Below are 25,363 nucleotides of genomic sequence, written 5' to 3' on the forward strand. Positions count from 1 at the left end.
ATCGAGCAGTGGCTGCTGCCCAGGCTGGGCATCAAGAGCCCGCCCTGGACGATTCACCGCACCCAGCCCGATTACGCCATGCTCAAGCCGGCCGCAGAGTGCCAGCCCATCGTCTACCCCAAACCCGACAACAAAATCACCTTTGACCGCCTGACGTCGGTCTTTGTGTCCAACACCAACCACGAAGAACACCAGCCGGCGCACCTGACGCTCAAGGATGCGAGCGTTCCGGTCAACATCAACCTGGCGCAGTACGCCGGCCCCGAAAGCCGCTATTGCCCGGCCGGTGTGTACGAGTTCGTGAAGAACACCGACAACACGGATCGCCTGCAGATCAACGCGCAAAACTGCGTGCACTGCAAGACCTGCGACATCAAAGACCCGACGCAAAACATCGTCTGGGTCACGCCCGAAGGTGGCGGCGGACCCAACTACAGCGGCATGTAAGCGCGCCCTGCGCCTTGAGGCGCAGCTCCCGTCATGGCATGGCTCGGGTCATGCTTGCATACTGGCCGGCGTTCCCATCAGGGACGGCTTTAACCATCCACACGGGCCGGCTGCTCCAATGCCTTGCTGCCGGCGCCCGCCCGTGCCGCCCCTCATGGGCCGCATAGCAAACCGAAGCCGAGCTGCTTCCCAGGCAGCTTCGGTGTCAAAAAATCTTTGTTACTTTCTGTGGCCTGAGCCAGACTGCACACCCTGCCCCGCCCCCTCAGCTTTCCGCGTAATACGGTAATGCGGTAACGCGTCATGGCCCGCCCAGGCCGGCATGAACTGTGTGAAGGCCCATACACGGCCGTCCCTGTTGTCGTCTGTCGTCGTCTGTTGTCGTTCATGGACATGCGAAAACGATTGGACACACGATTGGACGCGCTTTCGCGGGAACACCGTGAAATCAGGTGCTGTCCGACGCACCGAGTCGGACAGCACCGACATGGCTTGCATTTCCGATGGGGATACTCAAAGCGATTGGGAGATGGCGCTGCTGCTGTTGCTCGCTGCCGCCAAACGTTGCGCCTCGCAGCGGTTCGCAGCGCCAAGCATCAGTGCGTGTCGCCGTTTCATTGCTTCGCCGGAACTGCAAGGTTTTGTGTCCGGTGCGTGCGACTTGCCCCCGACCGATGAATCCGCCGGCTTGCCGGCTACCTGGAATAAATTTGGAAAACAACAACACCACCAACAACACCCCCATCCTGTTGACCGGGGGGGCCGGCTATATCGGCAGCCATACCTTTTCAGCCCTGATTGATGCGGGCTACAAACCCGTCGTTCTCGACAACTTCTCCAACAGCCATCCGGCAGTACTGGACAGGCTGCAAAAACTGACGGGACAACGCGTCATACGCGAACGGGGTGATGTCCTCAATCCAGGTTTTGTGGCGGAGGTACTGCGTCACTATGCGTGTGAGGCAGTCATTCACCTGGCGGGTGTCAAGGCGGTCGGTGAGAGTGTTCAGCAGCCGCTCAAGTACTACAGCGACAACGTTGGTGGTCTGGTGAGTCTGCTGCAAGCCATGGAAACAACAGGTTGCCGCTCCGTGGTTTTTTCCTCCAGCGCCACGGTGTATGGCGATCCGGCCAGTGTTCCCATCCATGAGCAGTTCCCGTGCGCGCCCGAGAGTCCCTATGCCCAGACCAAGCTGATGTGTGAAAACATCCTGGCCTCCCTGCGCGCGGCCGATCCGGCCTGGCGCGTCGGCGTGCTGCGCTACTTCAACCCGGTGGGCGCACACCCCAGCGGCCTGATCGGCGAAAACCCTCGCGGGATTCCCAACAACCTGATGCCCTATATAACCCAGGTAGCCGTCGGCAAGCGTGCCAGCCTGCAGGTGTTTGGCAATGACTACCCCACACCCGACGGGACCGGTGTGCGCGACTATCTGCATGTGATGGATCTGGCCGAGGGACATGTGGCCGCCGTACATGCGCTACTGACTCGCCCCCAGAGTTTTACGCTCAATCTTGGCACCGGCAAGGGGATCAGCGTACTGGAGGTGGTGAACGCGTTTGAGCGCGCGAGCGGACGGCGTATTCCCCATGAATTCGCGCCGCGCCGAGCCGGTGACGTGGCCCAGTATTACGCGGATGTGTCGCTGGCCGATGCCGTACTGGGCTGGCGCGCAACGCGCACGATCGACGACATGTGCCGAGACGCATGGCGCTGGCAGCAAACCAATCCCGATGGTTATGAGGCAGGCCCGGATGTGCCCCCACGGCCACGCCTGCGCCGCAGGCCAAACGAGCCCGTGCGGCCCGCGGCGGTGACCTGAGCCGCTTCTCGCGCCCCACGACCTCACGAGGCAGGCTCACGGCAAAAGTTCCCGCCCGCGTTCTCTCAGGCACAAACGCTCATGAGCCGATCGGACTATTGTCAATTGCTGCACTGCACAACAAACTTTCATAGTTGCTTCTACAGGGAGAAAAGTTCATGTACCGCGCCTTGCTTACAGTCGTTTTAAACGCTTGCATTGCTTCCGCTTTCGCCGCCACCCCGGTGGGTTCCACCACCGACACCCTGACACGCGATGCCGCCGCGCGAGTCGCACGGCTGCGCGAAGCCCAAAACATCAAAGTCCAAAACATCAAAGTCAATACGAAACTTTCGGAAGGGCAGAGCCACAGCCCCCCACGGCCCTCCACCGTGCATGAATCAACCGCCGGGGATTCTCGAGAAAACCCCCATGCCACCCTGCTCATCACCCTGGTGTTGATGGGCGCTATTGCATTGCGGCGACGTGGCTCAGGAATGCCCTGATGAACACCGGCGGACTCGGCCGGCCCGGTGTCGCTGCGGTGAAATGGAGCGCAGTTTCCACCGTGGCCCGCTTTGCGCTGCAACTGGTGGCGCAGGTGGTGCTCGCCCGTACCCTGGGCCCGGACATCTTCGGCGTATTTGCCATCGGCATGGTGGTGCTGACTTTCGCCACTTTTTTTTCCGGCTTCGGCTTCAGCTGGAGCCTGCTGCAGCGGGAAACACTGGGCGACGAGGACATCCGCTTCGCATGGACCTGGCAGTTGATGGTGGGTGCGCTGACCATGCTTGCCGTGTATTTTTTGGCGCCCGTCCTGGCCAGCTACTTCAGGGAACCGCGCGCACAGGCCGTCGTTGAATGGCTCTCTATAGCCTGCCTGCTCACCGCAGCGGCTGCGCCGTCGAGCTACCTGCTGCAGCGCGACCTCAATTTCAAGGCCGTCGGGCTGGTTCAGGTGGGCAGCTATGCCGCAGGCTATGTCGCGGTGGGCGTGCCCATGGCCCTGCTGGGATGGGGCACCGCCTCGCTGGTGGCCGCGTGGCTGGTGCAGTCCGGCGTGCTGCTGGTGGCCAGCTATGCACTGAGGCCACATGCCGTGCGCCCGCTTTTCTGGTACTCCGACGCGGCCACGGCGGTGGGGACCGGCCGCGCCGTGTTTGCCACCAACATCGTCAACTGGCTGCTCAACAATCTTGACCGCGTACTGATAGGGCGCCTGCTCAATGCCCAGGCACTGGGTCTTTACAACGTGGCTTATAACCTGGCCACCATGCCGAACACCCTGCTGCTCGGCGCGCTGCAACCCGCGTTCCTGGCGGCCGGTGCACGGTTGCAGGACGACCTGCAAAGGCTTGGCCGGGCCTATCTTCAGATGCTGGCTACCATTTTTGTTTTGGGCCTTCCAGCCTTTGTGTTTCTCGCGCTCATTTCAGCGGATCTGGTGCGCCTGCTTTACGGCCCCCAGTGGAGCGAAGCGGCCTGGGTGCTGGGGATTTTATTTTTAAGCATGCCGGCATATGTGCTCTGGGGCCTGTCGACCCCCGTGCTCTGGAATACCGGGCGCAAGCACTATGAGTTTGCGCTGCAACTGCCGCTGGTGGGTTTGGGCGCACTGGGTTTTTACCTTTATGCCGGACAGGGCATCCATGCGGCAGCTGGCGTTGCGGCCGGGCTGCTGGTCCTGCGTGCAGTTGTCGTGGGCACGGCAGCTTTCCGGGCGGTACAGCTGCCCTGGACCGCCCTGCTGCCACATGCAGCGCGCGGCCTGTTGCTCAGCGCCTTGTGCGCCGCGGCTGCGGTCGCGGGTCAGCGTGCCGTCGCGCAGTTTGACATGCCGCTGCTGTCACTGGCAGCCAGCACGCTGATGGCCTTGCTTGTCATGACCCTGCTCGTCGCCGTGCGTCCACAGGCGCTGGGTGATCAAACCGCCGGCATGCTCATCCGGTTCTTCCCGGGGCTGGCCAGCCACCTGGGTGCGGCGCCTGCATCACCGCTTCCCGAACCCCTCGGCGAGCAACGCCTCTGAAATCGGCCCACCATGGAACAAGCCATCACCATTGCCATCCTCGTCACCGGCGCCGTCCTGGCGGCGCTGTCCGCGAGTGCGGGCATGGCGGGCGCCGTCCAGCTGACAACGCGCCAGTCCCACGGCTATATGCATGTGATTTTCTATGCCATGCTGCTGATGGTGGCACTGAGCAACCTGCTCTCCGGCCGCGACCTGTCTGTCCATGCGCTGAGCCTGACCGAGCCCATCGTGCTGGTGCGCCACCCGCTGGTGCGCCTGGCACAGCCCTTGATGTCGCTGCTGCTGCTGACCATTGCAGGCGAGCGCATCGTCACCCGCTTCCTCAACCGGGGAAAAGCGGCGCCAGCGCCACCGCTGATACTGGTGTCCTTCATTCTTTTCTGGGCCGCAACGGTGGCCGCCCCTGCGCTCCTGGGCGCACACCCGCACCTGTCGCACGACTACGTCTATCCGCTGGTGATAGGGATTGCCGCCGTACTGGTCAGCGGCATGGAGCGCGACCTTGCCTTGAGGGCGGCGCGCAACGCGCTGCTGCTGTTCCTGGCGGCCGGTCTGGTCCTGATTCCGCTAAAGCCCAGCCTGGTGCTGGACAACTCCTACACGCAGGGCTTTCTGCCGGGTGTGCCGCGCCTGGCCGGTCTCGCGGCCCATGCGGTGTCACTGGGAATCCTGGCCCAACTTGGCTTGCTGTGCCTGCTCGCGCGCCCCTACCAGCACGTGTGGCTTAACCGCCTGGCGTGGGCCCTCGGGCTGGCGGTGCTGTTTCTGGCCCAGTCAAAAACCGCATGGATTGCCTTTGTGGTCTGTTCGCTCTGCATCCTCCTCGTGCGACAGGGCCCGTCCTTCTGGCGCCGTGTGGGTGACCCCTTGCATCCCGAAGTGGGTGTCGTCTCCCTGCTGGTGTTCATGGCCGGGGTCTCGGCCCTCGCCCTGTTGTTGATGTTTGGTGAACTGGACGCCAGGCTCAGCAGTTTTTTTGCCAGCGCCGAAGGAGCCCAGCTCGCCTCCCTGACGGGACGGGACCAGATATGGGCGATCGCGTACGAGGAATGGCGGCGCAACCCCGTGTTCGGTTACGGGCCCACCCTATGGGACGCCAGCTTCCGGGCCAGCATCGGCATGCCCAACGCGACGCACGCCCACAACCAGTTCATGGATACGCTGTCGCGCTCCGGCACGGTCGGGGCGACGGTCCTGGTGCTTTATGCCGTGATCCTGCTGGTGCTCTCGCTGCGCTATGCGCGCGCCAGCGGCGGGCTCACGCTGGCGCTGTTCGTGGCACTGGCCCTGCGCTCCATGAGCGAGGTCCCGCTGCTGCTGTTTGGCTATGGTGCCGAACTGGTGACCCATGTGCTGCTGCTGATGACGCTGGCGGCCGCCGCCAGCGAGGCCCGCGTTGCCCGAGTTGCCAAAGTACAGGCGGCGCGCAGCCGTGCGTATGCAGGGTTTTCCACCGCCAAAGACGGGTTGGCATCTGCCCGCGCCAGATCATGAAATTTTCCATCGTCATTCCGCTTTACAACAAGGCGCCTTACATCCGGAGCACCCTTGATTCCGCGCTGGCCCAGACCTTCACGGACTTCGAGGTCATTGTTGTCGACGACGGGTCCCGCGACGGCGGGGCCGACCTGGTAGCAGCGATCACCGATCCGCGCGTGCGGCTGGTGCGGCAGGCCAACGCCGGTGTTTCGGCGGCGCGCAACAAGGGCATAGAACTGGCGCGCGGCGAATGGGTGGCATTTCTGGATGCCGATGACTGGCACCATCCCCGCTATCTGGCGACCCTGCTGTTCGCCCACCGGGCTTGTCCGGCGGCAGACATACTGGCGACCGACTTTGTGACGGTGCCCGACGGCGACGGCGACGGTATCTGGCCGCCGCGCTGGTCAGTCCCTGCAGGCCCACCCGACGTGGAGTTGATTACAGATCTGGCTTTGCGGTGGATGAACGGCCCGTCTCTCTTCACCAGCTCCGTCGCCGTGCGGACCGCGCAGCTCCATCGCATGCAGCCCTGCTTTGCACCCGGCGAGTCCCATGGGGAAGACCTGGATCTGTGGTTCCGCCTGGCCGAGCATTCACCAGTTGCACTGGCCCGGGCACCGCTGGCAGCCTACCGGACCGCGGTAGCGGGCAGCCTGACGGCGCACCACGCGGCGTTGACCATGCCCCCCTTCCTGCAACGCATGAAAGAACGCGCACTGGGCGGCGCCATGCCCGAGGCCAGGCGCCAGTCCGCGTTATGGCTGGTAGCCCAGCATGAAGTGACGCTGGCACGTCAGGCGCTCGCGTCGGGCCAGCGCCTCGAGGGCTTGCGCTGGCTCATCCAGGGTCGCCGTGCCGCCAGCACCAAACGCTGGTGGCTGACCGCTGCCATGGCCTGTTTTTTCCCGGGACCGCTGGTCAGGAACTGGCAACACTGGCGCATACGCCGTGCTGTCCGGGCGGTCGATGTCGCCGATGGAGGATAAGAAAAAATGAAAGCAGAAACTTCCTGGCAAACACTTCACGCGGGTGCCCCGGCATGCCGCGTATCCGTCATCATCAAGGCGCTGAACGAAGAACGGCATATCGTGGCGACCGTGAAAAGCGCGCTGCGTGCAGTCGCTACAGTGGGCGGCGAGGTGGTGCTCGCGGACTCGTGTTCCACCGACCGCACGGTGGAACTGGCACGGCCTTACCCCATTCGCATCGTGCAGCTTGCCCATGCCAGCGAGCGTTGCTGCGGGGCGGGCCCCCAGCTGGGTTACCAGCACTCGTGCGGCGAGTTTGTTTACATTCTCGACGGCGACATGCAGATGGCCGAGGGATTTCTGGAGCGCGCGCTCGCCGTCATGATCGGGCACCCCGATATTGCCGGTGTCGGTGGCCGCGTGGTTGAGCAAAACATGCACAGCCTGGAATACCTGGCGCGCGGAGAGCGCCAGTCCGCTCACCTCTCGCCCGGCAGCGTCGACCGCCTCGATGGCGGCGGCCTGTACCGGCGCAGCGCGATCGAAGCCGCAGGGTATTTCTCGGACCGCAACCTGCACAGCTACGAAGAATTTGACCTGGCGGTGCGGCTGCGCGCCCTGGGCTGGCAGCTTTGGCGCCTGCCGGTGGATGCGGCTTCTCACCATGGGCATGATGCGCCGCCATACGATCTGCTGATGCGGCGCTGGCGCAGCCGTTATGTCTGCGGCCTGGGCGAACTGGTCCGCGCCGCGGCCGGCCAGCCGCGCCTGCCATTGGTGGTGGCGGGCGTGCGCGAGTTGCGGATTTACCTGGCCGTTCTGGCCTGGTGGGCCGTGCTGCTCAGCGTGCCCTTCTGGCCCGTGTCCGGGGCTGCAAGCCTGGGATTCTTTTGTGCACTGGCCGCAGCGCCTTTCCTGTTGATGGCGTGGCGCAAGCGCTCGGCGACCAAAGCGGTTTATTCCGTGGTGTCCTGGTGCTTCAACGCCGCCGGCCTGGTGCGAGGCCTGCTGCGCGCGCGCCGGCCCGCGCATGAGCGCATCTCCAGCCACATCCTGAAGGAACCCACGGGCATTACTTCGCAACCGGCGCAAGGCGTTTCCCCATGAGAAACGAAACTGTCCCCAGCATAGATCGGCCTGGCAGAGATCGCGTATGACCCAGCAGTTCACCGGCGTTCAGATCCTGCGGTTCATCGCGGCCATGCTGGTCGTGGTGATGCACACGACCCAGGCCATCTCGATTCACATCACCGGCCAGGGGCCCGGTCACTACTGGCACGCCGGCTCCGCCGGGGTGGACATCTTTTTTGTGATCAGCGGTTTTGTCATGGCCATGTCCACCCGCAACACGCCGTTCGACAGCGCAGGCCGTCTGGCGGCCGCCTGGGTCTTCATGAAGCGCCGCCTGCTGCGGATCGCGCCGCTCTACTGGTTTTATACCCTGCTCAAGGCGGCCCTGCTGCTGGCCCTGCCCACCCTGGCATCACGATCGTCGGTGGAACCCGGCCACCTGGCGGCATCGCTGCTCTTCATTCCGGCCACGAGCCCGTGGGGCTTCATCCAGCCGACGCTTCCCGTCGGCTGGACGCTCAACTTCGAAATGCTTTTTTATGCGGTGTTTGCGCTGGCCATGGCGCTCGGCGCACCACGCATCAGGTTCTGCCTGCTGGTATTCCTGGCGATTTTTCTGGCCGGCAGCTACCTCCCCGGCTCGGTACCGCTGGCGTTCTATGCAAACTCCATCGTGTTCGAATTCATCCTTGGTGTGTGCATCGCGTACCTGCTGTTGCATGGTCGTACGGTGGCGCCGGCCCTGGGGCCCTTCGCCATGGTGGCCGGTGCGGTGCTCATGTTTGGCGTGGGCGGGCAAGACTCGACCGACCGTCTGCTGACATGGGGCGGTGGAGCGGCGCTGGTGGTGCTGGGCGCGGTCTGGCTGGAGCCCTGGACTGCGCGTAGCCGCATGGCTTCGCCGCTGTCATTCCTGGGCGACGCGTCCTACTCCATTTACCTCTCGCACACGTTTGTGGTGCCGGCGGGCGTGCTGGCACTGAAGTGGCTGGGCGTGCAAAACGGCCTCGTCATTGTGCTGGCGGTGGGCCTGCTGGTGGCCTTGACCGGCTGTCTTTCCTACCGGTGGCTCGAACGCCCCATGACCGATTTTCTCAAACGCGTGCTGTTCAATCCATCCCGACTTTCTTACCCACATCCCGGAAAATAAACATGCGAAGTGAACCGATGCCAGGAACAGCCGTCCGCGAGCTTGATGCTCGCTACATCTACATGGCCTGCCCCTGGACCCCGAAGGGCGGGGGCATGTTCAAGGTGGCCGACTACCTGATCCAGGCCCAGGCTTTTTCCACGCCCGCAGGCGCTGCCGAATTGCGCCCGCTGGACACGCGCGGCGGTGCCAACGCGCTCTATTCTTTCTGGGTGCTCGCAACCGCCCTGGCCCGGCTGGTACGCGGGCGGCTGGACGGGCGGCTGGCCGGCGTGCATGTCAACATGGCCGAGCGGCTGAGCCTGTTTCGCAAAAGTGCCGTGATCGTCACGAGCCGCGCCCTCGGCATACCTGTGGTGTTGCACCTGCACGCCGCGCAATTGCATCACTTCTACCGGACCCTGCCGCGCCCGCTGCAGGCCCTGACACGCTGGGTCTTTTCACTGCCGGCCAGCTGTGTGGTGCTTGGAACGGCCGCAAGAAGCTTCGTCATCGACGAGCTGCGGGTGCCGGCCGATCGCGTGGAGATCGTCATCAACGGCGTTCCCGAACCCACGGAAGCACGGCGCAAAGTCGTTGCGCATGCGGTGCAGCGTGTACTCTTTGTCGGCAACCTGTCGGAGCGCAAAGGGGTGTCCGACCTCCTGCGGGCCCTGGCCCTGCCCGGTTTTGATACCGCCCGGCTGGAGGTGTGCCTGGCGGGCGGCGGGGATATGCAGGCCTACCAGGCCACGGCCCGGGAACTCGGCATTGACCGTTTCGTGCGCTTTGAGGGCTGGTCGGATCAACCCAAGGTAGCGCGGCTGATGGCCCGCGCCGATGTCCTGGTGCTGCCCTCTTACGACGAAGGCCTGCCCCTGGTCATCCTGGAGGCACTGGCCAATGGGGTTGCAGTGGTTTGCAGCCCGGTCGGCGAAATTCCCTCGGTGCTGACGCATGACGTCAATGCCTGTTTCGTCCGGCCCGGTGATGTGGCCGGCCTCGCGGCAGGCCTGCAGCGGGTGTTGCAGCAATCGGAGCTGATGGACAGGCTGGGACGCAACGGACGCTCGCTGTATGAACAGCAATTTTCCCTGACCCGGTTTTTTGCCAGCGTGGCACGGGTTCACCAGCGCCACTTCGGTATTGCCGGCCAGCCCCGGCACACCAGCAGCGCCTCACCGCAGGAACAGTCGCCATGATCATTGACGCCAACAGCGTCCAGAACGGCGCCCAGCTACATGCCGATGTCTGCGTGGTGGGAGGAGGCCCTGCGGGCATCGCGCTCACGCTGTCGCTGTCCGAGCGCGGCCTGTCGGTGCTGATGCTGGAGTCAGGGCAACTGGAGGAAGACAAAAAAACGCAGTCGCTCTATGAGGGCGAGGTCGCCGATGAGCGATTGCACAGCCCGCCCGACAAGTACCGGCAGCGGCGGCTGGGGGGGTCGTCGGCGATCTGGGGTGGCCGGTGCATGCCGTTTGATCCCATCGACTTTGAAACACGCAGCCATGTACCGGATAGCGGCTGGCCGCTGTCGTATGACGATCTGCTGCCCTACTACCCCCAGGCCAACGCGCTGGCCGAGGCCGGGCGTTTCAGCTATGACGCCGGTGAAGCATTCGGCCCGCAGCTTGAGCCCCTGATCCGCGGCTTTGACAGCCCGCGCGTGCGCACCAGCGGGCTCGAGCGGTTTTCCTGCCCGACCCACTTCGGCACCCGTTATGCCAAACGGCTGCAACTGGCGCCCGGCGTGCAGGTCCTGCTCGGCGCCAATTGCACCGCCGTCCGGCTGCAGGCCGACGGGCAGGCGGTGCGCAGCCTGGAAGTGGCCACCCTGGCTGGCACGCGGTTTGTGGTCACGCCGCGCGCGGCGGTGCTGGCCGCGGGCGGCCTTGAAACCGCGCGCCTGCTGCTGGCCTCGCGCGATGTCACACCCGCAGGCGTGGGCAATTTCCACGACGTGGTCGGCCGCTATTACATGTGCCACATCGCGGGCAATGTCGGCACGCTGACCATCGACGGCCCGACCCGCAACGTGCGGCACGGCTACGAAGTGGCACCGGAAGGCGTTTACTGCCGCCGGCGACTGTCGGTGACAGCGGCAGAGCAGCGGCGGCTGGGGCTGGCGAACGCGGTGGCGCGCCTGCACTTTCCGCGCATCACCGATCCGGCGCACCGCAACGGCGTGCTGTCCGGGTTGTTTCTGGCGCGCAAGCTGATCAGCTATGAATACGGCAAACGGCTGAACGACGGCAACGCCACCTCGCCGGCGCGCTATGCCCGCCATCTCTTCAATGTGATGGCCGACCCGATGGACGCCACGGCCTTTCTCGGGCACTGGCTGCTTCGGCGCTCGCTCGCCGAGCGCAAATTCCCGTCGGTGATCCTGCGCAACCGCACCAACCGCTTCAGCCTGGAGGTGCACGGTGAGCAGATGCCGCAAGCCGGCAGCCGCGTGACGCTGACCGACAAGCTCGATGCCCTCGGCATGCCGCAGCTGCGCGTGGACTGGCGCTACAGCCAGGCGGACATTGATTCGGTCCGTGGCACGCTGGACGTGCTGGTGCAGGAGTTTGCACAAAGCGGCGTTGGCCGCTTTGACTACGACCGCGACACACTGGAAGAAGACATCATGCGCTTTGGCGCCTACGGCGGTCACCACATCGGTACGGCACGCATGGGCCGCGACCCACGCACCAGCGTGGTCGATGCCGATTGCCGGGTGCATTCGGTACGCAACCTTTTTGTGGCGGGCAGCGCCGTGTTCCCCACCTCCAGCCAGGCCAACCCCACGCTCACGCTGATTGCGATGTCACTCAGGCTGGGTGACAGCCTGGCGCGGCGCCTGCAGGCAGAGCATGCCGCGCCCCTGGGAGCGTGCGCATGAAAATACTGAGAGTCCTGGTGCTGGGCGGCTCCGGCCACATTGGAAAGCAGCTTGTGGAGACGCTGAAGGGCACCGCCTGGGCGGTACCGGTCAGCGCCTCGCGCAGGACTGCCGGCGCGGGCAACGGGAGCGTTGAGACCTTGCGCGTGGACAGCCGTGACATCCAGGCGCTGACCGCGGCGCTGGAAGGCTTTGACGCCGTGGTCAATTGCGTCGCGGGCGATGCGCGCTCGATTTCCGAAGGCGCGCGCCTGCTCGTGCAGGCCGCCCTGGCCACGCGGTGCCGGCGCATTGTTCACCTGAGCACGATGTCGGTCTATGGCCCCGTGGAAGGCAGGGTCCGCGAAGACGCGGCACTTGACCCCAGCCTCGGCTGGTATGGCCAGGCCAAGTGCGAAGCGGAAAAACACATGGGCGAATTTGCACGCCGGGGCGGTGAGGCCGTCGTGCTGCGGCCGGGCTGTGTTTTCGGCCCCGGCAGCGAGTTGTGGGTCGGCCGCGTCGGGAGATGGCTGCAAACCGGCCGGCTCGGCGACCTGGGCGTGGCGGGTGACGGCTGGTCTAACCTGGTCCACGTGGACGACGTTTGCCAGGCGCTGATAGCTGCGCTGCAGCTGCCCGTCAGGCCCGGCGACATGCCGGTCTTTAACCTGGCGGCGCCTGACAGCCCGCGCTGGAACGATTATTTCGTGGACCTGGCGCTGACACTTCAAGCCACGCCCGTGCCACGCATCGGGCCGCGCCAGCTCCGGCTTGACGCCCTGCTGGCCGGGCCGCCGCTCAAGGCCATGCAACTGGCATTCAAACGCCTGGGCAGGCCAACTTCCGGTTTGCCGGACCCCATGCCACCCGGACTGCTTCGCTTGTGGGCCCAGCATATCCACCTCGATGCCACGCTGGCAGAGCAGACGCTGGGAATGACCTGGACACCCTACGCTGCCAGCCTGCAAAGTTGCGCAGACTGGTTTACAGGGAACACGGCGCAGCGCTCCCCGCCCTTGGGCAATGCTGTATGCACGCCCTGAAAGCCGATACCTACCGCGTATTCGGGCGTTCCAGCGGGTGGCTGGTGTTCAAGGGCATCCTCTCGAACCCGGCATTTCGCGTGGTGGCCACCTTGCGCTGTTGCCAGGCGGCCGACCGATGTGCCGTGCCCTTGCGCTGGCTGCTGCTGACACCCGCCAGGCTGCTGCATCGCCTGGCGAGCCAGCTGGCGGGCATTGAATTGCCCTGGCGAACCTCGGTAGCCCCCGGCCTGGCATTGACCCATGGGCGGGGAATCGTGGTGAATGCCGGAGCCCGCATTGGCAGCAACGTGACCCTGTTTCACGGCGTCACGCTCGGGCAGCGCGACCATATCGACAACGACGGCCGCCGGCTCACCACCTATCCTGTGATTGAAGACGAGGTCTGGATCGGCCCGCACGCCATCGTGGTGGGCGGCGTTACCATAGGCAAGGGCAGCCGGATTGCCGGCGGCGCCTATGTGTATGAAAGCATTCCACCCTACAGCATGGTGCTCGGCAACCCGGGCAAAATCGTCAAAAACAATTGCGTGCCTGATGTCGACAACCGTTATGTGGCCTGACTGGCCTGACTGGCGTGACCTTAGCGGCTGCGGGCCAGCATCAACCGCGGCGAACCGATGCCAGGCGCACGGCCCGCGACAAAAACAGCGGATTACCGATCACATAGCGCTGGAACAGGCGCTGCGGCTCCATGGCCAGGCGAAACATCCACTCCAGCCCCAGCCTTCGCATCCACATCGGCGCACGCGGTGTTTTGCCGCCGAGAAAGTCGACGATGGCTCCGCCGCAAACGATCAGGCAGGGGTGAGTCAGCGCCGAACGCAACGCGGCCGCCACTTCCTCCTGCCGCGGCATGCCCATGCCCAGCACGATCAGCCCGGGCTGTTGCGCCTGCGCCAGAGAGGTATAAGCGGCGATATCGAGAAAACCATGTGCACTGACGTAGGAGCTGCTGGGTGCCAGCTTGCGCGCAAGAACATTCAGGCACCGCTCCAGGTAGGGATTCTGCGTTCCGAACACGGCAATGCTTTGGCCGTCAAACTGCCTCACCAGCTCGGGAATAAAGTCGGTGCCATTGAGATTTCGACCGGGCGGCATGCCAAGAAGCTTGAACAGGGTTGCCATGCCCGAGCCGTCCCTGAGCACCATGTCGGCCGATTGCAACGCGGCAAAAAAGGGGCCCGAGGCGGCAAGGGAGTTCATGGCGTGCGCATTGGCAAAGGCCAGCACAAAAGGCCTGTCGGGACGGCTGAGACGGGCCAGCAGGCGCTGCTCGTCCGCGGGCGTTTGCACACGCTCGATTTTGTCGATGAGAAAGGCCCACCGCTGCTGCCAGTCCCTGGAGGCTTTCAGGTGACGGCTCAACATATCGCCACCCTCCAGGCCACTTCCCCGCTATCGACGCTACGGGCGTTATCGGCGCACATCGCATGCTGAGCCCCGGAAAAACCCGTCCCCCGTCGCCCTTGCGCAGCGCCCGTACCTGGGCGGTGCTGACCGTGATCCTGGCGGGCGCCGGCCTGTATACGCTGGGCGCCCAGCCCTTCGCCGCCGGGCTGTTTCCAGCGCCGTGGGACAAGCTCGCGCATGTGGTGACATTTGCCCTGATTGGCAGCGCCACCGGTGTAGCCAGCGGTGCGCGCGGCTGGCGCAGAACAGCATGCTGCATTGCCGGCGCGGTTGCGATCGGCGTGCTGGACGAGTTGCACCAGGCCTATTTGCCGGAACGCATCGCCAGCTGGTCCGACCTGGCGGCCGACGCCATGGGTGGCCTCTTGGGCGCCGTGTTGCTCACTGCCGCCCAGGGAGCGATATGCAGGTGGACTGCCAGGCATCATTGAAACCTCATCAAGCATCGTTAAGCACCGACCCGACCAGGGTCACCCCATATTCGCGCAGACCCTGGGTGAGCTGGGCCATTTGCGGCACGGAGCTCTTGTTTTGCCGTGCCACGATCAAGGCGGCCCCTGCGCGAACCGCCACAGTGTGGGCATCAGCACACCTGCTGGCCGGCGGCGTGTCAATGATGATCACATCAAACTCCTCGCCGAGTGACTGCAACAACTTGGAGAATTCCTGCCGGCCCAGCAGCTCCTGTGGGTTGGGTGGAATGGTGCCGGCCGGCAGCACCGACAGGTCCTGCAGCGCCGCAATCCCGACCACGGCTTCCGGCCCTGCCCGGCCCGCGAGCATGTCCGACAGGCCGGCACGCTTGCCGAGATTGAAGAGGGTGTGCTGGCGTGGCGACCGCATATCCGCGTCTATCAACAAGGTGCGCTCGCCAAGCTGGGAAAATACGATGGACAAGTTGGCGGCAAGGTAGCTGCGCCCTTCCCCGGGTCCCGCGCTGACAATGGCCAGCCCCTTGCGGTCCGCACCGGTATCGAACCAGCGCAGCATCAGCTGGCTGCGCAAGGCGCGCAGCTGCTCCACGGAACGACTGGCGGGCTGGTGAGCCGCAACAAGTTCACGACTCAAATTGCTTTCGCGGGCAATATAAGGGTAGTCGAACTGCACGGACAGGGCATAACGCACGTCATCGTCGGTCAACAGACCCAGCGCCATGCCTGCATCGCCAAAGCGCGCACCACCTTCCCGCTGGGCCCGCAGGATGCGCTCGGTATCGGCCAGTGACAGCCGGCCCGCGTCGACCAATATCGCACCGATGGAGCGACCCGCGCCGACCGCGGGCTTGCTCGGCAAGGTCAGGGGAACTGACCGGATAAGTGGGGATTCATTTCTCTTCATGCTGTGCTTCCGTTACCAAGGGCCAGGCGACCCGAACCGGAGAGCCGGCGGCCGCCACTGGAGCTGATGCTGGCCAACACGGGCAGGTCCAGCATCTGCACCAGGTCTTCCGTGGACCGCACACGGCGGTTGGCCAGTTCCAGCAACAAGGCGCAGGCCACACCGAGCAATGTTCCGCCAAAAGCCGCAATCAGCAGATTGAACAGCAATTTCGGGCTGGAGGGATTGGCGGGCGCTGTGGCCGTATTGAGGCGGACCACATTGGTCTGGTTGGTCAGGCTCTGCAAACGCGTCTGCGAGGCGCTCTGGCTGACCGCTTCATAGGCGCGCTGGGCGGCCTCGACGTCGCGACGGTACACATTGAGTTCGTCACGCTGCTTGTTCAGCATGAGCACCCGCGACCTTTGCGCGCCGACGGCAGCCTGCAATTCGCCTTCGCGGTCCTTGCCCACACGATAGGCCGTGTCGATCGAGGCTGAAATGCGCCCCGATTCGCTGGCAAGCCGGCTCTTGAGGGAGGCCAGTTCAGATTCGGCACGCTGGCGCAGCGGATGATTTGCCCCGAGATTCACGCTGGTCTCCTGCACCTTGGCTTCCAGCCGCGCGATGTCGGCCTTCAAGCCGTTGATCAGGGGGCTCTGCATGACTTCGGCAACGGTGTCGCCGCGGGAATTGCGCTTGCTCTGGCTGTCCGTGGTTTGCCCCTGCACGACGGTCAGTTGCGACGAGAGTTCGCTCAGCTTGGTCGTTTCGTAGTCAACCCTCTCGTCACTGGAGACGATGCCGGCTTTTTGCTGGAAATCGGACAAACGGGCCTGGGCCACTTCAAGCTTGGCCCGCGAGGCCTTGGTCTGCTCGTCAAACCATTCCGCATAGATGCGGGCAGGTTCTGTCTTCAGCGCCAGATTGATATCCAGATAGGCCTGGGCAAAGGCATTGGCTATCTGGGCCGCGGAGTCCGGCTCGCCGCCCTTGTACGTGATGTTGATCACATTGCTTTCCCGTGCAGGGTGCACATCCAGCCGTTTTTGCAGCGAATCAACGATCCAGGCCTCCATCGTGCCCCGTCCTTCAGTCGCCTCCAGCCACCGTTCCCGCGTACCCGGGTTTTCGTCCAGTTTGAGCATTTTGATAACGCGCTGCGCCACGCGGTCGCCGCCGATGATGTCGACCTGCGTTGCCATATAGCTGGGGGCAACGAGGCCCGGCACGGCAGCGCCGGCGACCGGGTCGGGTGACCGGATATCAACCAGAACCGCGGTCTGGGCCACGTATTTCTTGGGCAGGACCAGGCTGACCGCCAGTGCCGACAGCACGGCAACCACAATGATCGTCAAGGCCACCCGGTAACGGGCCCGCAGGATCAACAGGAATTGATGGAGTGTCATGGCAGCTTAAAAGAGGCTTTCACGAACATAAATCACGTCTTCCGCCCGAATCTTGTCCGTGAGCTGGGGAACGGTTTCCACCACCTTTCCGGATGCATCACGGCGGTGCAGGCGCAGGCGGTTCTGGCTGCCGCGCACGGTGGGCCCGCCCCCCTGGGCCAGCGCCTGCATCACCGTCATGCCGCGCTCAATACGGTAGGGGCCGGGTCGCTGCGCTTCGCCGTAGATGTAGAACATCGGCGCCTTGTTCACATAAAGCGTGTCGCCGGCGGCCACCAGGATGTCCTCTTCCGATTTCTCGTTCAAGAACAGCGCCGGAATGTCGATGACCTTGCGGAAAGGCTTGCCGTCACGCTGGCCGGTGATGATCAGCACATCATCCCCCGTCGGCGTCGCGCCGCCGGCTGCCGCGAGCATGTCGCTGACACGGGTGTTGAATGTTTCGAGCGGGAATCGGCCAGGCCGGCTCACCTGCCCCAAAACCGCCACCTGGTTGCCACGCACCTGCCGCAAAACGATATTCACCTGCGGCACCTTGACAAAGCCCCCGGTACGCAGCGCATCGGCAATTTTTTTCTCGGCCTCGCCGATGGTCAAACCACCCAGCTGCACGCTGCCAATCAATGGGTAGCTGATCACCCCGCTTTCGGAAACACGGGCGTCAACCGTCAGGTCCGGGCTCTGGTAAACCTGCACACCGATCGCATCGCCCGGCCCCAACCGGTAATCCTGGTTGTCCGGCGCCGCCGGTACTGACGGACCCGATGGCCCCGACGGCACGGAAGGCGCGACCGCAGCCCGGACGGCTGGAGCCGTCTGTGCAGTCGTTGCCGTCTGTGCCGTCTGCGCCAGGGCAGCCATGGCGGAAAGAGAAAGTACTGCTGTGGCGAAATACCTGATCAAGAGGGGTTTCATCTTGGCACCTTTTTCGTGAATTGAATGTTGGAAGAATGGGTCAACGTGCGGCGAGAAAGCCACGTAAGGGCCTTGGCCCACTAAAAGCTTGCGAGCGCCGAAACGCCGAACACATTGCTCGTGTAATCAAACCCCGGTGCGTTGGACGTGCGTTTATCGCGCTGGGCCGTTGCCATCAACTTGAGCGCACGAACTGGCTGCCATTCGAGGATCAGGGAAGCCAGCCTGGTGGTGTCCTCGCGGTCGGTGGCCATAAAGCCTGGCAATGGTCCCCGGTAATCCCGCAAGCCATGGTCATAACGCAGTCGTATGGCGGTTTTTTCCGTCGGTTTCCAGGTCGGCGCAATGAAGAAGCGGTAGCCCTGGTAATAGCTCGACGTCGTCGTCTGGTAACTGCCCATTTCACGTGCCAGGCCACCCGTGATACTGGTCTTGCCGGTCACATCCCAGGTTGCGTCGACCTGGCCAATGACGCCGGAAAAATCCCGCGCGGAGAGTCCATCGTGGGCACGGTCAAAATGCGAAAGCCGGGCCTTCACCGTGGTTTTCCCTGTGGGCGCCCAGTCAAGCCGCAATTCATGTTCGCGATCGGTAAAGTCGCTGGCAGACACCGCCGACAATGTGCGGCCTGGATATTCGCCTTCGCCATTTTTGAAACGATAGGCCAGCGACGTACCCGACGGCCAGACATGCCGCACACCGGCCTCCGCACCGCGTATCTTGTAGTCGGCTTCAAAAGTAAAAGGCTGGCTGCTGGTACTGGTGCGTTCAAAAACGCCCCCGAGAACACGCCAGGCACCGTCGAGTTCGTATTCCGCATCGAATACTGTCGATCGGTTCGTCCGGCGATTGAGTTGACCTGTGGTTTGCACGTCCGCGGTGTTATCGACATACTCCCGCCGGTCCGTCGTCAGATTGCCATGAAGGGCCGGGGTGAAGCTCCAGCGCCATGCCGCACCATAGTTAAACGCGGTGAAATCCAGATTCGAGAAATTCCTGTAGTTATGCTTCTCGGCATTGGCCTCCAGCTCAAAACGCTGCAAGCCGTAGGGCTTGTTCACCTTGAAACCCACCGTTGTCACGGCGATGGTGTCTGAACGACCTGACGTGCCCAGCAGCGCCTGGGTGTCCGCCGAGTCGGACAAGCGAAACACGTTGCTGTCGTGCTGGACACTTTGCCCGGCCTGGAACTGCAGGGTGTCCAGCTCGTCCGCGTACGCCCCCAGCGGAAGCAGACCCATCAAGGCAAGCGAGCCCAGCGGGATCAGTGCGAAGTCTCGTGAGGAAGACGGGCGGCCAAGGCTGCGCCGGATTTGAGGAAACGAATCAGTCAGGGTGCCCCTCCGGGGTTGAATTGCAACGCGTTGATTGAGGAGTAAGGATATTAGTTTCATAGGAATGTGTAGGTTGTGAAATAGCTCTTTTGCACTACTGGGCACATTGACGCTTTGACGCTTTGACGCATTGCATCCCCATCCGTTTCAGTATGCGGAACTGTCTTTGAAAACAAGCCGCACAGTCTTCAAGATAATGAACAGGTCGAGCTGCAACGACCAATTTCTCAAATAATCAAGATCGCAGTCAATGCGGGCCTCCATCTTGTCCAGGGTGTCCGTTTCGCCGCGCTGCCCATTGACCTGGGCCCAACCGGTAATTCCGGGCCGGACCTTGTGGCGAACCATGTAGCCCTTGATCTGGGTCCGGTACATTTCGTTGTGCGCAACCGCATGGGGACGGGGCCCGACAATACTCATGCGCCCCTGCAGGACGTTGATGAATTGCGGCAGCTCATCGAGCGAGGTTCTGCGCAGGAAGGCGCCCAGCCGGGTGACCCGCATGTCATTTTTTTGCGCTTGCTGAATCGTGTTGCCGTCTTCGGTCACGGCCATGGATCGGAATTTATAGACCAGGATCTGCTCGCCATCCAGTCCGTAGCGCCGTTGCTTGAAGATCACCGGCCCCGGTGAGTCCAGTTTCACCGCCAGTGCAATCACCAGCATGAGGGGAGACACCAGGAGCAGTATGAGCAATGACAACACAATGTCGCTGGCTCGCTTCAATGCGCCATTGACACCACGAAACGGCGTGTCGCAAACGGATATCACCGTGACACCGCATACCGAATCGCTTCGGCCCTGAATCAGGTCCGTCACAAACATGTCGGGCACAAAATAGATGGAGGCGGTGGTGTCCTTCAAGCCGTCAAGGACATGCAAAATGCGCGGCCGCGAAGCCATCGGCAATGACAGGTAAATAAACTGGACCCGGTGCTGTTTGACATACGCCGGCAAGTCATCGATTTTGCCGATCAGCCCCTGCTCGTCCTGTGCGACCCTGCGCTCTTCGCTGCGGTCATCAAAAAACCCCAGCAGCTCGATACCCGAGTAGGCCGACCCGGCGATATGCCGGGCAAGGGACACGCCCTGCTCGTTCATACCCACAATGACCGCGCTTCGGGGCGGGCCCTGCAACTTCAGCAGTTGGGGAGCGACAGCTCTAAGCCCGAGGTGTGCAGCGATCTGGGCCACCGGCGCAATCCATAACCAGTTGCCCACCACGGGCAGGGACAAGCTGTAAAGGTATTCCGTGGCAACACCTGCCAGCAACAACAGCCCGGCGATCCAGAGCCAGTGAGTGGCGATATTGAGCACGGCTTTGCCCGCCGGCAGGCGAAGCTGGGAAGTGCCCGGAAAAGACAGAGAGAACACGATGACCGACAGGATCAGGTAGGCCGGACTTACCTGGTCTTCAAGGTAAAACGCCAACGCCCACAGCGAAAATACCAGGACCAGAGGCTCCAGCGCGGCTTCGATGGCGATAAAAATATAGCTTCTGCCCAACCCCATGGATCGGGGCTCACGACGGCCCAGCCAGGCTGAAGTCGATGCCGAATCGACCGGGTTGAATTCAGCCATCGAGTGCCACCCTCGTTACCTTGGAAACTGCCTGTGTGCGATTGAATACATTCAGTTTTTGAAAAATGCGCTGCATGTGGTTTTTGACTGTGAATCCACTGATATTCAGAATGGTTCCGATCTCCGAATTGGTCTTGCCCATGGCCACCCAGGCCATGATCTGGGTTTCACGTTCACTCAAGCCACAGGAGTCCTCCGGGGCACTCCGCGCAGGCGGCGATGCCTGACGAAGCTGTTGGTGCTGTTGCGGCAAGTGCGTGACCTGCCGCAATGCGGTGTCGATATGGGGCATCAGCACGCCCATGGCCGTCGTGGCGGGCTCGGCGGGAATTTCGCCTGCCCTTAACAGCACATAGAGGCACTCTTGGCGGCCTCTTTCATCGCAGATCCCATGTATCAACACAGCGCGCATCGTGCGGAGCACGCTGGAAAAGGAACCAGGCAGGCTGGCATTGCCCAGCAGGTACGAAAATTCACCGAAATCCAGACGACAGGGTTTTCTCTGCGCCGCGACCCAACTGTCGTGGAACTTCCCCAACAGGAACGGAAGCACCTCCGTGCCCGCCGCATAAGAGCGCACGCCAGGCCGGCTGGACAGGACATCGTGGTGTATCGAACCCTCCCGAAAATCCCCCCATCCGGCGAGCAGGATGTCATGAGGCAGGTAACGCTGGACGTCGCCCTGCAACCAGTTCAACAAGTCAATATGCCGCCATCCGGTCGCTACGGCCTGACTGATCAACTTCAAATATCCCTCGGCCGCAGAATTTTCGCCTGTGGGCGATATAGGAAACTTCATTTTTCACCACTTCCCGGTTCATTTTTTTCGTTCGTTGACCAACATTGAAGTGGCCGCAATAAAAACTGAACTCATGATGGGGGATGCTCCTGCCTGAACAATAGAAGGATGGCAGACAGTCCATGTAGGAGAGAAAAACGGTGGCCTGTAGGCCATTACCGCGGGTCACGTCGGATAATGCCCTGCAGCGTCTTCACTATTTCCCCGAGCGCGGCCGGTCATGCGCTTGACCTCACCGACTCACCTGCCGGCAAGGGTGGTCTTCCTACGACTTGCAACAGTTTGTCTGTAGCATTTTGCAAATATCAGGCCTTATCGATGCCTCTTCGGATTACGCTAGGCCCTTTGATTTTTCAGCGGGGTGCAAGGGCCAATGAGCAACAGCAGCAAAAAAATGAAACGCAGCATTGAGGTGGATACCTTGCGAGGCATCGCATGCGTGCTGCTCGTGCTTTTTCATGTCGTGGGCGACACACCATCGGTCGGGCTGAGAATTCCGGAGGGACATTGGCTGCAAGTGGTCAATGAAACGCTGGCCTATGTCCGGATGCCGCTCTTTTCCTTCATCTCGGGCTACGTCTACGGCTTTCGTCCCTACCAGGGCAATCCGCTGGGTTTTATCAAAGGAAAAGTTCGGCGGCTTCTGCTGCCCCTGGTCACCGTAGGAACCCTTTTTGCGGTTGTCCAGGCCATCACGCCAGGTGCCAATGCGTCTGTTGACCACTGGTGGCTGCTGCATATCGAACCCGTTGGGCATTTCTGGTTCCTGGAAGCGCTTTTCATTGTCTTTTTGATTGTTCTTTTGCTGGAGCACCTGGGCGCCCTTGCTACCGGGGCCGGCTTCGCAGCAGTCTGGATCGTTAGCGCGATGATGTTTATCTACTTTCATCCGCCCAACTACTTTGCGGCTCGCGGCGCGGTCTACCTCTTGCCATTTTTCCTGGGTGGGCTGGCCTGCAAAAGATTTGAGATCGGGACATCCACCGCACGCCTTCTAGCAGCCGTGGTCTTCATCGGCGCCGCAGTGGTTGCCATGTCATTTCCCCAGATTTCCGAACAGGGAGGCTCCCTGCCCGCCCTCGCGCTCGGCATTTCCGGCGTCTTCCTGCTGCTGAGGAGTGGCTGGCGTTCACAGAATCTTGCCTATATCGGCTCCTTCTCATTTGCAATTTATCTTCTGCATGTTTTTTTTACCGCCGCAAGCCGTATCTTCTTTCACAAGCTCGGGATCACGGACACCTACGTGCTATTGATGCTGGGCGCGGCCTTCGGTGTCGGCGGTCCCATCGTCTCCGCGCTGGTCATCGGCCGGTACCAGGGCCTCAACCTGTGGTTGCTGGGAAGCAATGCAAAAATAAAAGCGACAGCCACCTGACACCTGCCGCCGCGGCGCACTGAACTGCCGCCGCGCCGCCCGCCACGCACCAGCCGGTTGTTGCACACCCCCGCACGCTAAACTGCAATGCACCATGTGGTCACCATGTGGTGCTTCGCAGGGCAGGCTTCGTGCATCCGGCTGGCGGGCACTGGCACACCACAGATACATCGCAGACATCAACAGAGACAACCTCCATGAACATCGTCATCACAGGCGGCGCCGGATTTCTGGGCGCCCGACTCGCCCGCGAGCTTCTCAAGCGTGGCCAGCTTGCGCTGGCCGGCGCCGCACCGCAAACCATTCAGACCATCACACTGGTGGACCGCGCGGCGCCGCCCGCCGATTTGGCGGCAGACCGGCGAATTCGTGCAGTGGTGGGCGACCTGAACCAGCTCCTGGAAGAAAACCCGGCCACAGCTCCCGTCGTACGGCCGGAAGACGCCATCATTTTTCATCTCGCCGCAGCCGTCAGTGGCGAATGCGAGGCTGATTTCGACCTCGGCATGCGCAGCAACCTGGACGCTACGCGGGCGTTGCTCCAAACCTGCCGCGCGCTGAAAACCTCTCCCACCTTTGTATTTGCCAGCTCACTCGCCGTCTTTGGCAATTCGCCGGAACAACCCTTGCCCGCGGTGATTGACGACAGGACGCTGCCCACACCGCAAAACAGCTATGGCATCCAGAAATTCATCGGCGAGCAGCTGGTGGCCGACTACGCCCGCAAAGGCTTCATCCGGGGCCGCAATGTGCGCCTGATGACCGTCAGCGTACGGCCCGGCAGGCCCAATGGCGCAGCATCCAGCTTTCTGAGCGGCATGATCCGCGAACCCTTGGCAGGCGTACGGGCAGCCTGCCCGGTGCCGCCGGAAACAGCCGTGGCCCTGTCTTCGCCAGGCCGCACGATTGACGGGCTGATACGGGCCGCGCAAGCCAGCGATGCCGAATGGGGCGCCCGCACCGCCATCAACCTGCCGGCGCTCAAGACAACGGCCGGCGAGATGGCCGCGGCGCTGGAACGCGTGGCAGGCAAGCAGGTTGCGGCACTGATCGACTGGACGCCGGACCCTGCGGTTGCAAAAATCGTCACCAGCTGGCCCGCCCACATCGATGCCGTGCGCGCCCGCGGACTCGGCTTGCTGCCTGACCCCGACTTTGAAACCATCATTCGTGACTATGTACTCGAAAACCCCAATGGGGTGGCTCTGGCTGAGCGGCCATAATTCAAGTTGTATGATAACTTTTGACCGGCCGGAGGCCCGTCAGAACGACACCCCCACCCCCTCGGAGACGACATGAAACTTTCAAAACTGCTTATCGGTATCACCCTGGCCACGGGGTGTATTGCCGCGCAGGCACAGACCATCCTGAAAATCGGCTACGCGACCACCAAGGAATCCCATTACGGAGTGGGTTCCACCACGTTCTGCGATGAAGTCGAAAAGAACACACAGGGTCGCTACAAATGCCAGCAGTTCCCCAGTTCTGCACTGGGCGGAGAGCGCGAGCAAATCGAAGCGGTGCAACTTGGCACGCAGGATCTTGTGAACACCTCTACCGGCCCTGTGGGCAACTTTGTGCCCGAAGTCAAGATTGTTGACATTCCCTTCCTGTTTCGCGATTACGACCATGCACGCAAGGTCATGGATGGCCCCATCGGCCAGGACATCCTGAGCAAGTTCCCGAGCAAGGGCATCATTGCGCTGGGCTGGACGGAAAACGGTTTTCGCCACATGACCAACAGCAAACGCGACATTGTCAAACCCGCCGATGCCGCCGGCCTGAAGATGCGCACCATGGAGAACAAGGTGCATATGGATGGCTACCGGACTTTCGGCATTTTGCCCACGCCCATGGCCTTCCCTGAGCTGTTCGGCGCGCTGCAGCAAGGTACCGTGGACGGCCAGGAGAATCCCAYCCCCGTGATCCTGTCTTCCAAGTTTTCGCAGGTGCAAAAACACCTGTCGCTGACCGGTCATGTGTATTCCCCGGCCTTGCTGTTGCTGTCCCCAAAAACCTGGAACAAGCTGTCCGACGCAGACAAGAAGGTATTTGTCGAAGCAGCTAAAAAGGCGGGTGCCGCCCAGCGCAAAAAGGTCAATGACGACGAGAACAACGGTATTGCCCAGCTTGAAAAAGAAGGCATGAAAGTCACCAAGACAGTCGACGGCAACGCCTTCCGGGAAGCACTGAAGCCGGCCTACGCGAGCTATGCCAAGGAGTTTGGCGCCGACAATATCAAAAAGATCCAGGACGTACGCTAAGCGTCGAAACCCTGGCGCCGCCCGGCTTTATCCGGGCGGCATTTTTTTGGAAGGCTCCAGCCCGTCGCACCTGGCGATCACCGCCAGCAGAATCAGGCTGAACAATCGAGAAC

23 protein-coding genes are annotated in these 25,363 nt (G+C 62.5%); 16 read left to right on the plus strand and 7 right to left on the minus strand.

What is annotated here, in order from left to right:
* From AC1DUB_RS18095 to AC1DUB_RS18150, 12 genes are all read left to right on the plus strand, one after another.
* The coding region (locus AC1DUB_RS18095; RefSeq protein ID WP_477730682.1) for a 4Fe-4S dicluster domain-containing protein at positions 1-447 on the plus strand (447 nt) is incomplete at its 5' end.
* 674 nt (positions 448-1,121) lie between these two features.
* Entirely contained in the window at positions 1,122-2,270 is a 1,149-nt protein-coding gene (gene galE / locus AC1DUB_RS18100) for a UDP-glucose 4-epimerase GalE (protein ID WP_477730683.1), read from the plus strand.
* 158 nt (positions 2,271-2,428) lie between these two features.
* On the plus strand, positions 2,429-2,755 hold the full coding sequence (locus AC1DUB_RS18105; protein WP_477730684.1) for a hypothetical protein: 327 nt from the start codon (positions 2,429-2,431) through the stop codon (positions 2,753-2,755).
* The gene (locus tag AC1DUB_RS18110) at positions 2,755-4,278 is read left to right on the plus strand and encodes a lipopolysaccharide biosynthesis protein (RefSeq protein WP_477730685.1); all 1,524 of its coding nucleotides are present in this window, start codon (positions 2,755-2,757) and stop codon (positions 4,276-4,278) included. The genes AC1DUB_RS18105 and AC1DUB_RS18110 overlap by 1 nt, the downstream gene beginning before the upstream one ends.
* A gap of 12 nt (positions 4,279-4,290) precedes the next feature.
* Positions 4,291-5,775, plus strand: a complete 1,485-nt coding sequence (locus tag AC1DUB_RS18115; protein WP_477730686.1) for an O-antigen ligase family protein — start codon at positions 4,291-4,293, stop codon at positions 5,773-5,775.
* Positions 5,772-6,749 (plus strand): glycosyltransferase family 2 protein, encoded by a 978-nt coding sequence (locus AC1DUB_RS18120; RefSeq protein ID WP_477730687.1) that lies wholly within the window; start codon positions 5,772-5,774, stop codon positions 6,747-6,749. Before AC1DUB_RS18115 ends, AC1DUB_RS18120 begins: the two co-directional genes overlap by 4 nt.
* A gap of 6 nt (positions 6,750-6,755) precedes the next feature.
* Complete coding sequence (locus AC1DUB_RS18125) at positions 6,756-7,838, plus strand: glycosyltransferase family 2 protein (protein WP_477730688.1); 1,083 nt, start codon at positions 6,756-6,758, stop codon at positions 7,836-7,838.
* A gap of 46 nt (positions 7,839-7,884) precedes the next feature.
* Positions 7,885-8,952: an acyltransferase family protein gene (locus tag AC1DUB_RS18130; RefSeq protein ID WP_477730689.1), complete on the plus strand. Its 1,068-nt coding sequence runs from the start codon at positions 7,885-7,887 to the stop codon at positions 8,950-8,952.
* Between the two features lie 2 nt (positions 8,953-8,954).
* Positions 8,955-10,133 carry a glycosyltransferase family 4 protein gene (locus AC1DUB_RS18135; RefSeq protein WP_477730690.1) on the plus strand — a complete coding sequence of 393 codons (1,179 nt, stop codon included), beginning with the start codon at positions 8,955-8,957 and terminating at the stop codon, positions 10,131-10,133.
* Positions 10,130-11,818 carry an FAD-dependent oxidoreductase gene (locus AC1DUB_RS18140; RefSeq protein ID WP_477730691.1) on the plus strand — a complete coding sequence of 563 codons (1,689 nt, stop codon included), beginning with the start codon at positions 10,130-10,132 and terminating at the stop codon, positions 11,816-11,818. The genes AC1DUB_RS18135 and AC1DUB_RS18140 overlap by 4 nt, the downstream gene beginning before the upstream one ends.
* Positions 11,815-12,843 (plus strand): NAD-dependent epimerase/dehydratase family protein, encoded by a 1,029-nt coding sequence (locus tag AC1DUB_RS18145; RefSeq protein WP_477730692.1) that lies wholly within the window; start codon positions 11,815-11,817, stop codon positions 12,841-12,843. Before AC1DUB_RS18140 ends, AC1DUB_RS18145 begins: the two co-directional genes overlap by 4 nt.
* Positions 12,831-13,406 carry a serine O-acetyltransferase gene (locus tag AC1DUB_RS18150; RefSeq protein ID WP_477718825.1) on the plus strand — a complete coding sequence of 192 codons (576 nt, stop codon included), beginning with the start codon at positions 12,831-12,833 and terminating at the stop codon, positions 13,404-13,406. Before AC1DUB_RS18145 ends, AC1DUB_RS18150 begins: the two co-directional genes overlap by 13 nt.
* A 40-nt stretch (positions 13,407-13,446) precedes the next feature.
* Here AC1DUB_RS18150 and AC1DUB_RS18155 read toward each other — a convergent pair whose 3' ends face one another.
* A complete protein-coding gene (locus tag AC1DUB_RS18155) occupies positions 13,447-14,214 on the minus strand; it encodes a WecB/TagA/CpsF family glycosyltransferase (protein ID WP_477730693.1) in 768 nt (255 codons plus the stop codon).
* Positions 14,215-14,276: 62 nt separating this feature from the next.
* Here AC1DUB_RS18155 and AC1DUB_RS18160 point away from each other — a divergent pair, with 62 nt between their 5' ends.
* Positions 14,277-14,687, plus strand: a complete 411-nt coding sequence (locus AC1DUB_RS18160; RefSeq protein ID WP_477730694.1) for a VanZ family protein — start codon at positions 14,277-14,279, stop codon at positions 14,685-14,687.
* Positions 14,688-14,694: 7 nt separating this feature from the next.
* Here AC1DUB_RS18160 and epsG read toward each other — a convergent pair whose 3' ends face one another.
* The 6 genes from epsG to epsA form a co-directional block, all read right to left on the minus strand.
* Positions 14,695-15,594 carry a chain length determinant protein tyrosine kinase EpsG gene (gene epsG, locus AC1DUB_RS18165; RefSeq protein WP_477730695.1) on the minus strand — a complete coding sequence of 300 codons (900 nt, stop codon included), beginning with the start codon at positions 15,592-15,594 and terminating at the stop codon, positions 14,695-14,697.
* Complete coding sequence (gene epsF, locus AC1DUB_RS18170; protein ID WP_477730696.1) at positions 15,591-16,982, minus strand: chain length determinant protein EpsF; 1,392 nt, start codon at positions 16,980-16,982, stop codon at positions 15,591-15,593. Before epsF ends, epsG begins: the two co-directional genes overlap by 4 nt.
* A gap of 6 nt (positions 16,983-16,988) precedes the next feature.
* Positions 16,989-17,834 carry a polysaccharide export protein EpsE gene (epsE, locus tag AC1DUB_RS18175; protein WP_477730763.1) on the minus strand — a complete coding sequence of 282 codons (846 nt, stop codon included), beginning with the start codon at positions 17,832-17,834 and terminating at the stop codon, positions 16,989-16,991.
* Between the two features lie 143 nt (positions 17,835-17,977).
* Positions 17,978-19,336: an XrtB/PEP-CTERM-associated polysaccharide biosynthesis outer membrane protein EpsL gene (gene epsL, locus AC1DUB_RS18180; protein ID WP_477730697.1), complete on the minus strand. Its 1,359-nt coding sequence runs from the start codon at positions 19,334-19,336 to the stop codon at positions 17,978-17,980.
* A 42-nt stretch (positions 19,337-19,378) separates the two neighbouring features.
* Positions 19,379-20,812, minus strand: coding sequence for an undecaprenyl-phosphate glucose phosphotransferase (locus tag AC1DUB_RS18185; RefSeq protein ID WP_477730698.1), 1,434 nt, complete (start codon positions 20,810-20,812; stop codon positions 19,379-19,381).
* Positions 20,805-21,560, minus strand: coding sequence for an XrtB/PEP-CTERM-associated transcriptional regulator EpsA (gene epsA / locus AC1DUB_RS18190; RefSeq protein WP_477730699.1), 756 nt, complete (start codon positions 21,558-21,560; stop codon positions 20,805-20,807). The genes AC1DUB_RS18185 and epsA overlap by 8 nt, the downstream gene beginning before the upstream one ends.
* Before the next feature lie 424 nt (positions 21,561-21,984).
* Here epsA and AC1DUB_RS18195 point away from each other — a divergent pair, with 424 nt between their 5' ends.
* The 3 genes from AC1DUB_RS18195 (at position 21,985) to AC1DUB_RS18205 (ending at position 25,250) form a co-directional block, all read left to right on the plus strand.
* Positions 21,985-22,986, plus strand: a complete 1,002-nt coding sequence (locus tag AC1DUB_RS18195) for an acyltransferase family protein (protein WP_477730700.1) — start codon at positions 21,985-21,987, stop codon at positions 22,984-22,986.
* A 197-nt stretch (positions 22,987-23,183) separates the two neighbouring features.
* Positions 23,184-24,209, plus strand: a complete 1,026-nt coding sequence (gene denD / locus AC1DUB_RS18200) for a D-erythronate dehydrogenase (protein ID WP_477730701.1) — start codon at positions 23,184-23,186, stop codon at positions 24,207-24,209.
* 72 nt (positions 24,210-24,281) lie between these two features.
* The gene (locus AC1DUB_RS18205) at positions 24,282-25,250 is read left to right on the plus strand and encodes a TRAP transporter substrate-binding protein (RefSeq protein ID WP_477730702.1); all 969 of its coding nucleotides are present in this window, start codon (positions 24,282-24,284) and stop codon (positions 25,248-25,250) included.
* Positions 25,251-25,363 lie beyond the last annotated feature (113 nt).

The sequence above is a fragment of the Polaromonas sp. P4_F9 genome (assembly GCF_056401235.1).

Coding starts and splice junctions, on each gene's coding strand:
- galE (WP_477730683.1), top strand. CDS start 1,122: ATGAATCCGCCGGCTTGCCGGCTACCTGGAATAAATTTGGAAAACAAC.
- AC1DUB_RS18105 (WP_477730684.1), top strand. CDS start 2,429: ATGTACCGCGCCTTGCTTACAGTCGTTTTAAACGCTTGCATTGCTTCC.
- AC1DUB_RS18110 (WP_477730685.1), top strand. CDS start 2,755: ATGAACACCGGCGGACTCGGCCGGCCCGGTGTCGCTGCGGTGAAATGG.
- AC1DUB_RS18115 (WP_477730686.1), top strand. CDS start 4,291: ATGGAACAAGCCATCACCATTGCCATCCTCGTCACCGGCGCCGTCCTG.
- AC1DUB_RS18120 (WP_477730687.1), top strand. CDS start 5,772: ATGAAATTTTCCATCGTCATTCCGCTTTACAACAAGGCGCCTTACATC.
- AC1DUB_RS18125 (WP_477730688.1), top strand. CDS start 6,756: ATGAAAGCAGAAACTTCCTGGCAAACACTTCACGCGGGTGCCCCGGCA.
- AC1DUB_RS18130 (WP_477730689.1), top strand. CDS start 7,885: ATGACCCAGCAGTTCACCGGCGTTCAGATCCTGCGGTTCATCGCGGCC.
- AC1DUB_RS18135 (WP_477730690.1), top strand. CDS start 8,955: ATGCGAAGTGAACCGATGCCAGGAACAGCCGTCCGCGAGCTTGATGCT.
- AC1DUB_RS18140 (WP_477730691.1), top strand. CDS start 10,130: ATGATCATTGACGCCAACAGCGTCCAGAACGGCGCCCAGCTACATGCC.
- AC1DUB_RS18145 (WP_477730692.1), top strand. CDS start 11,815: ATGAAAATACTGAGAGTCCTGGTGCTGGGCGGCTCCGGCCACATTGGA.
- AC1DUB_RS18150 (WP_477718825.1), top strand. CDS start 12,831: ATGCACGCCCTGAAAGCCGATACCTACCGCGTATTCGGGCGTTCCAGC.
- AC1DUB_RS18155 (WP_477730693.1), bottom strand. CDS start 14,214: ATGTTGAGCCGTCACCTGAAAGCCTCCAGGGACTGGCAGCAGCGGTGG.
- AC1DUB_RS18160 (WP_477730694.1), top strand. CDS start 14,277: ATGCTGAGCCCCGGAAAAACCCGTCCCCCGTCGCCCTTGCGCAGCGCC.
- epsG (WP_477730695.1), bottom strand. CDS start 15,594: ATGAAGAGAAATGAATCCCCACTTATCCGGTCAGTTCCCCTGACCTTG.
- epsF (WP_477730696.1), bottom strand. CDS start 16,982: ATGACACTCCATCAATTCCTGTTGATCCTGCGGGCCCGTTACCGGGTG.
- AC1DUB_RS18185 (WP_477730698.1), bottom strand. CDS start 20,812: ATGGCTGAATTCAACCCGGTCGATTCGGCATCGACTTCAGCCTGGCTG.
- AC1DUB_RS18195 (WP_477730700.1), top strand. CDS start 21,985: ATGAGCAACAGCAGCAAAAAAATGAAACGCAGCATTGAGGTGGATACC.
- denD (WP_477730701.1), top strand. CDS start 23,184: ATGAACATCGTCATCACAGGCGGCGCCGGATTTCTGGGCGCCCGACTC.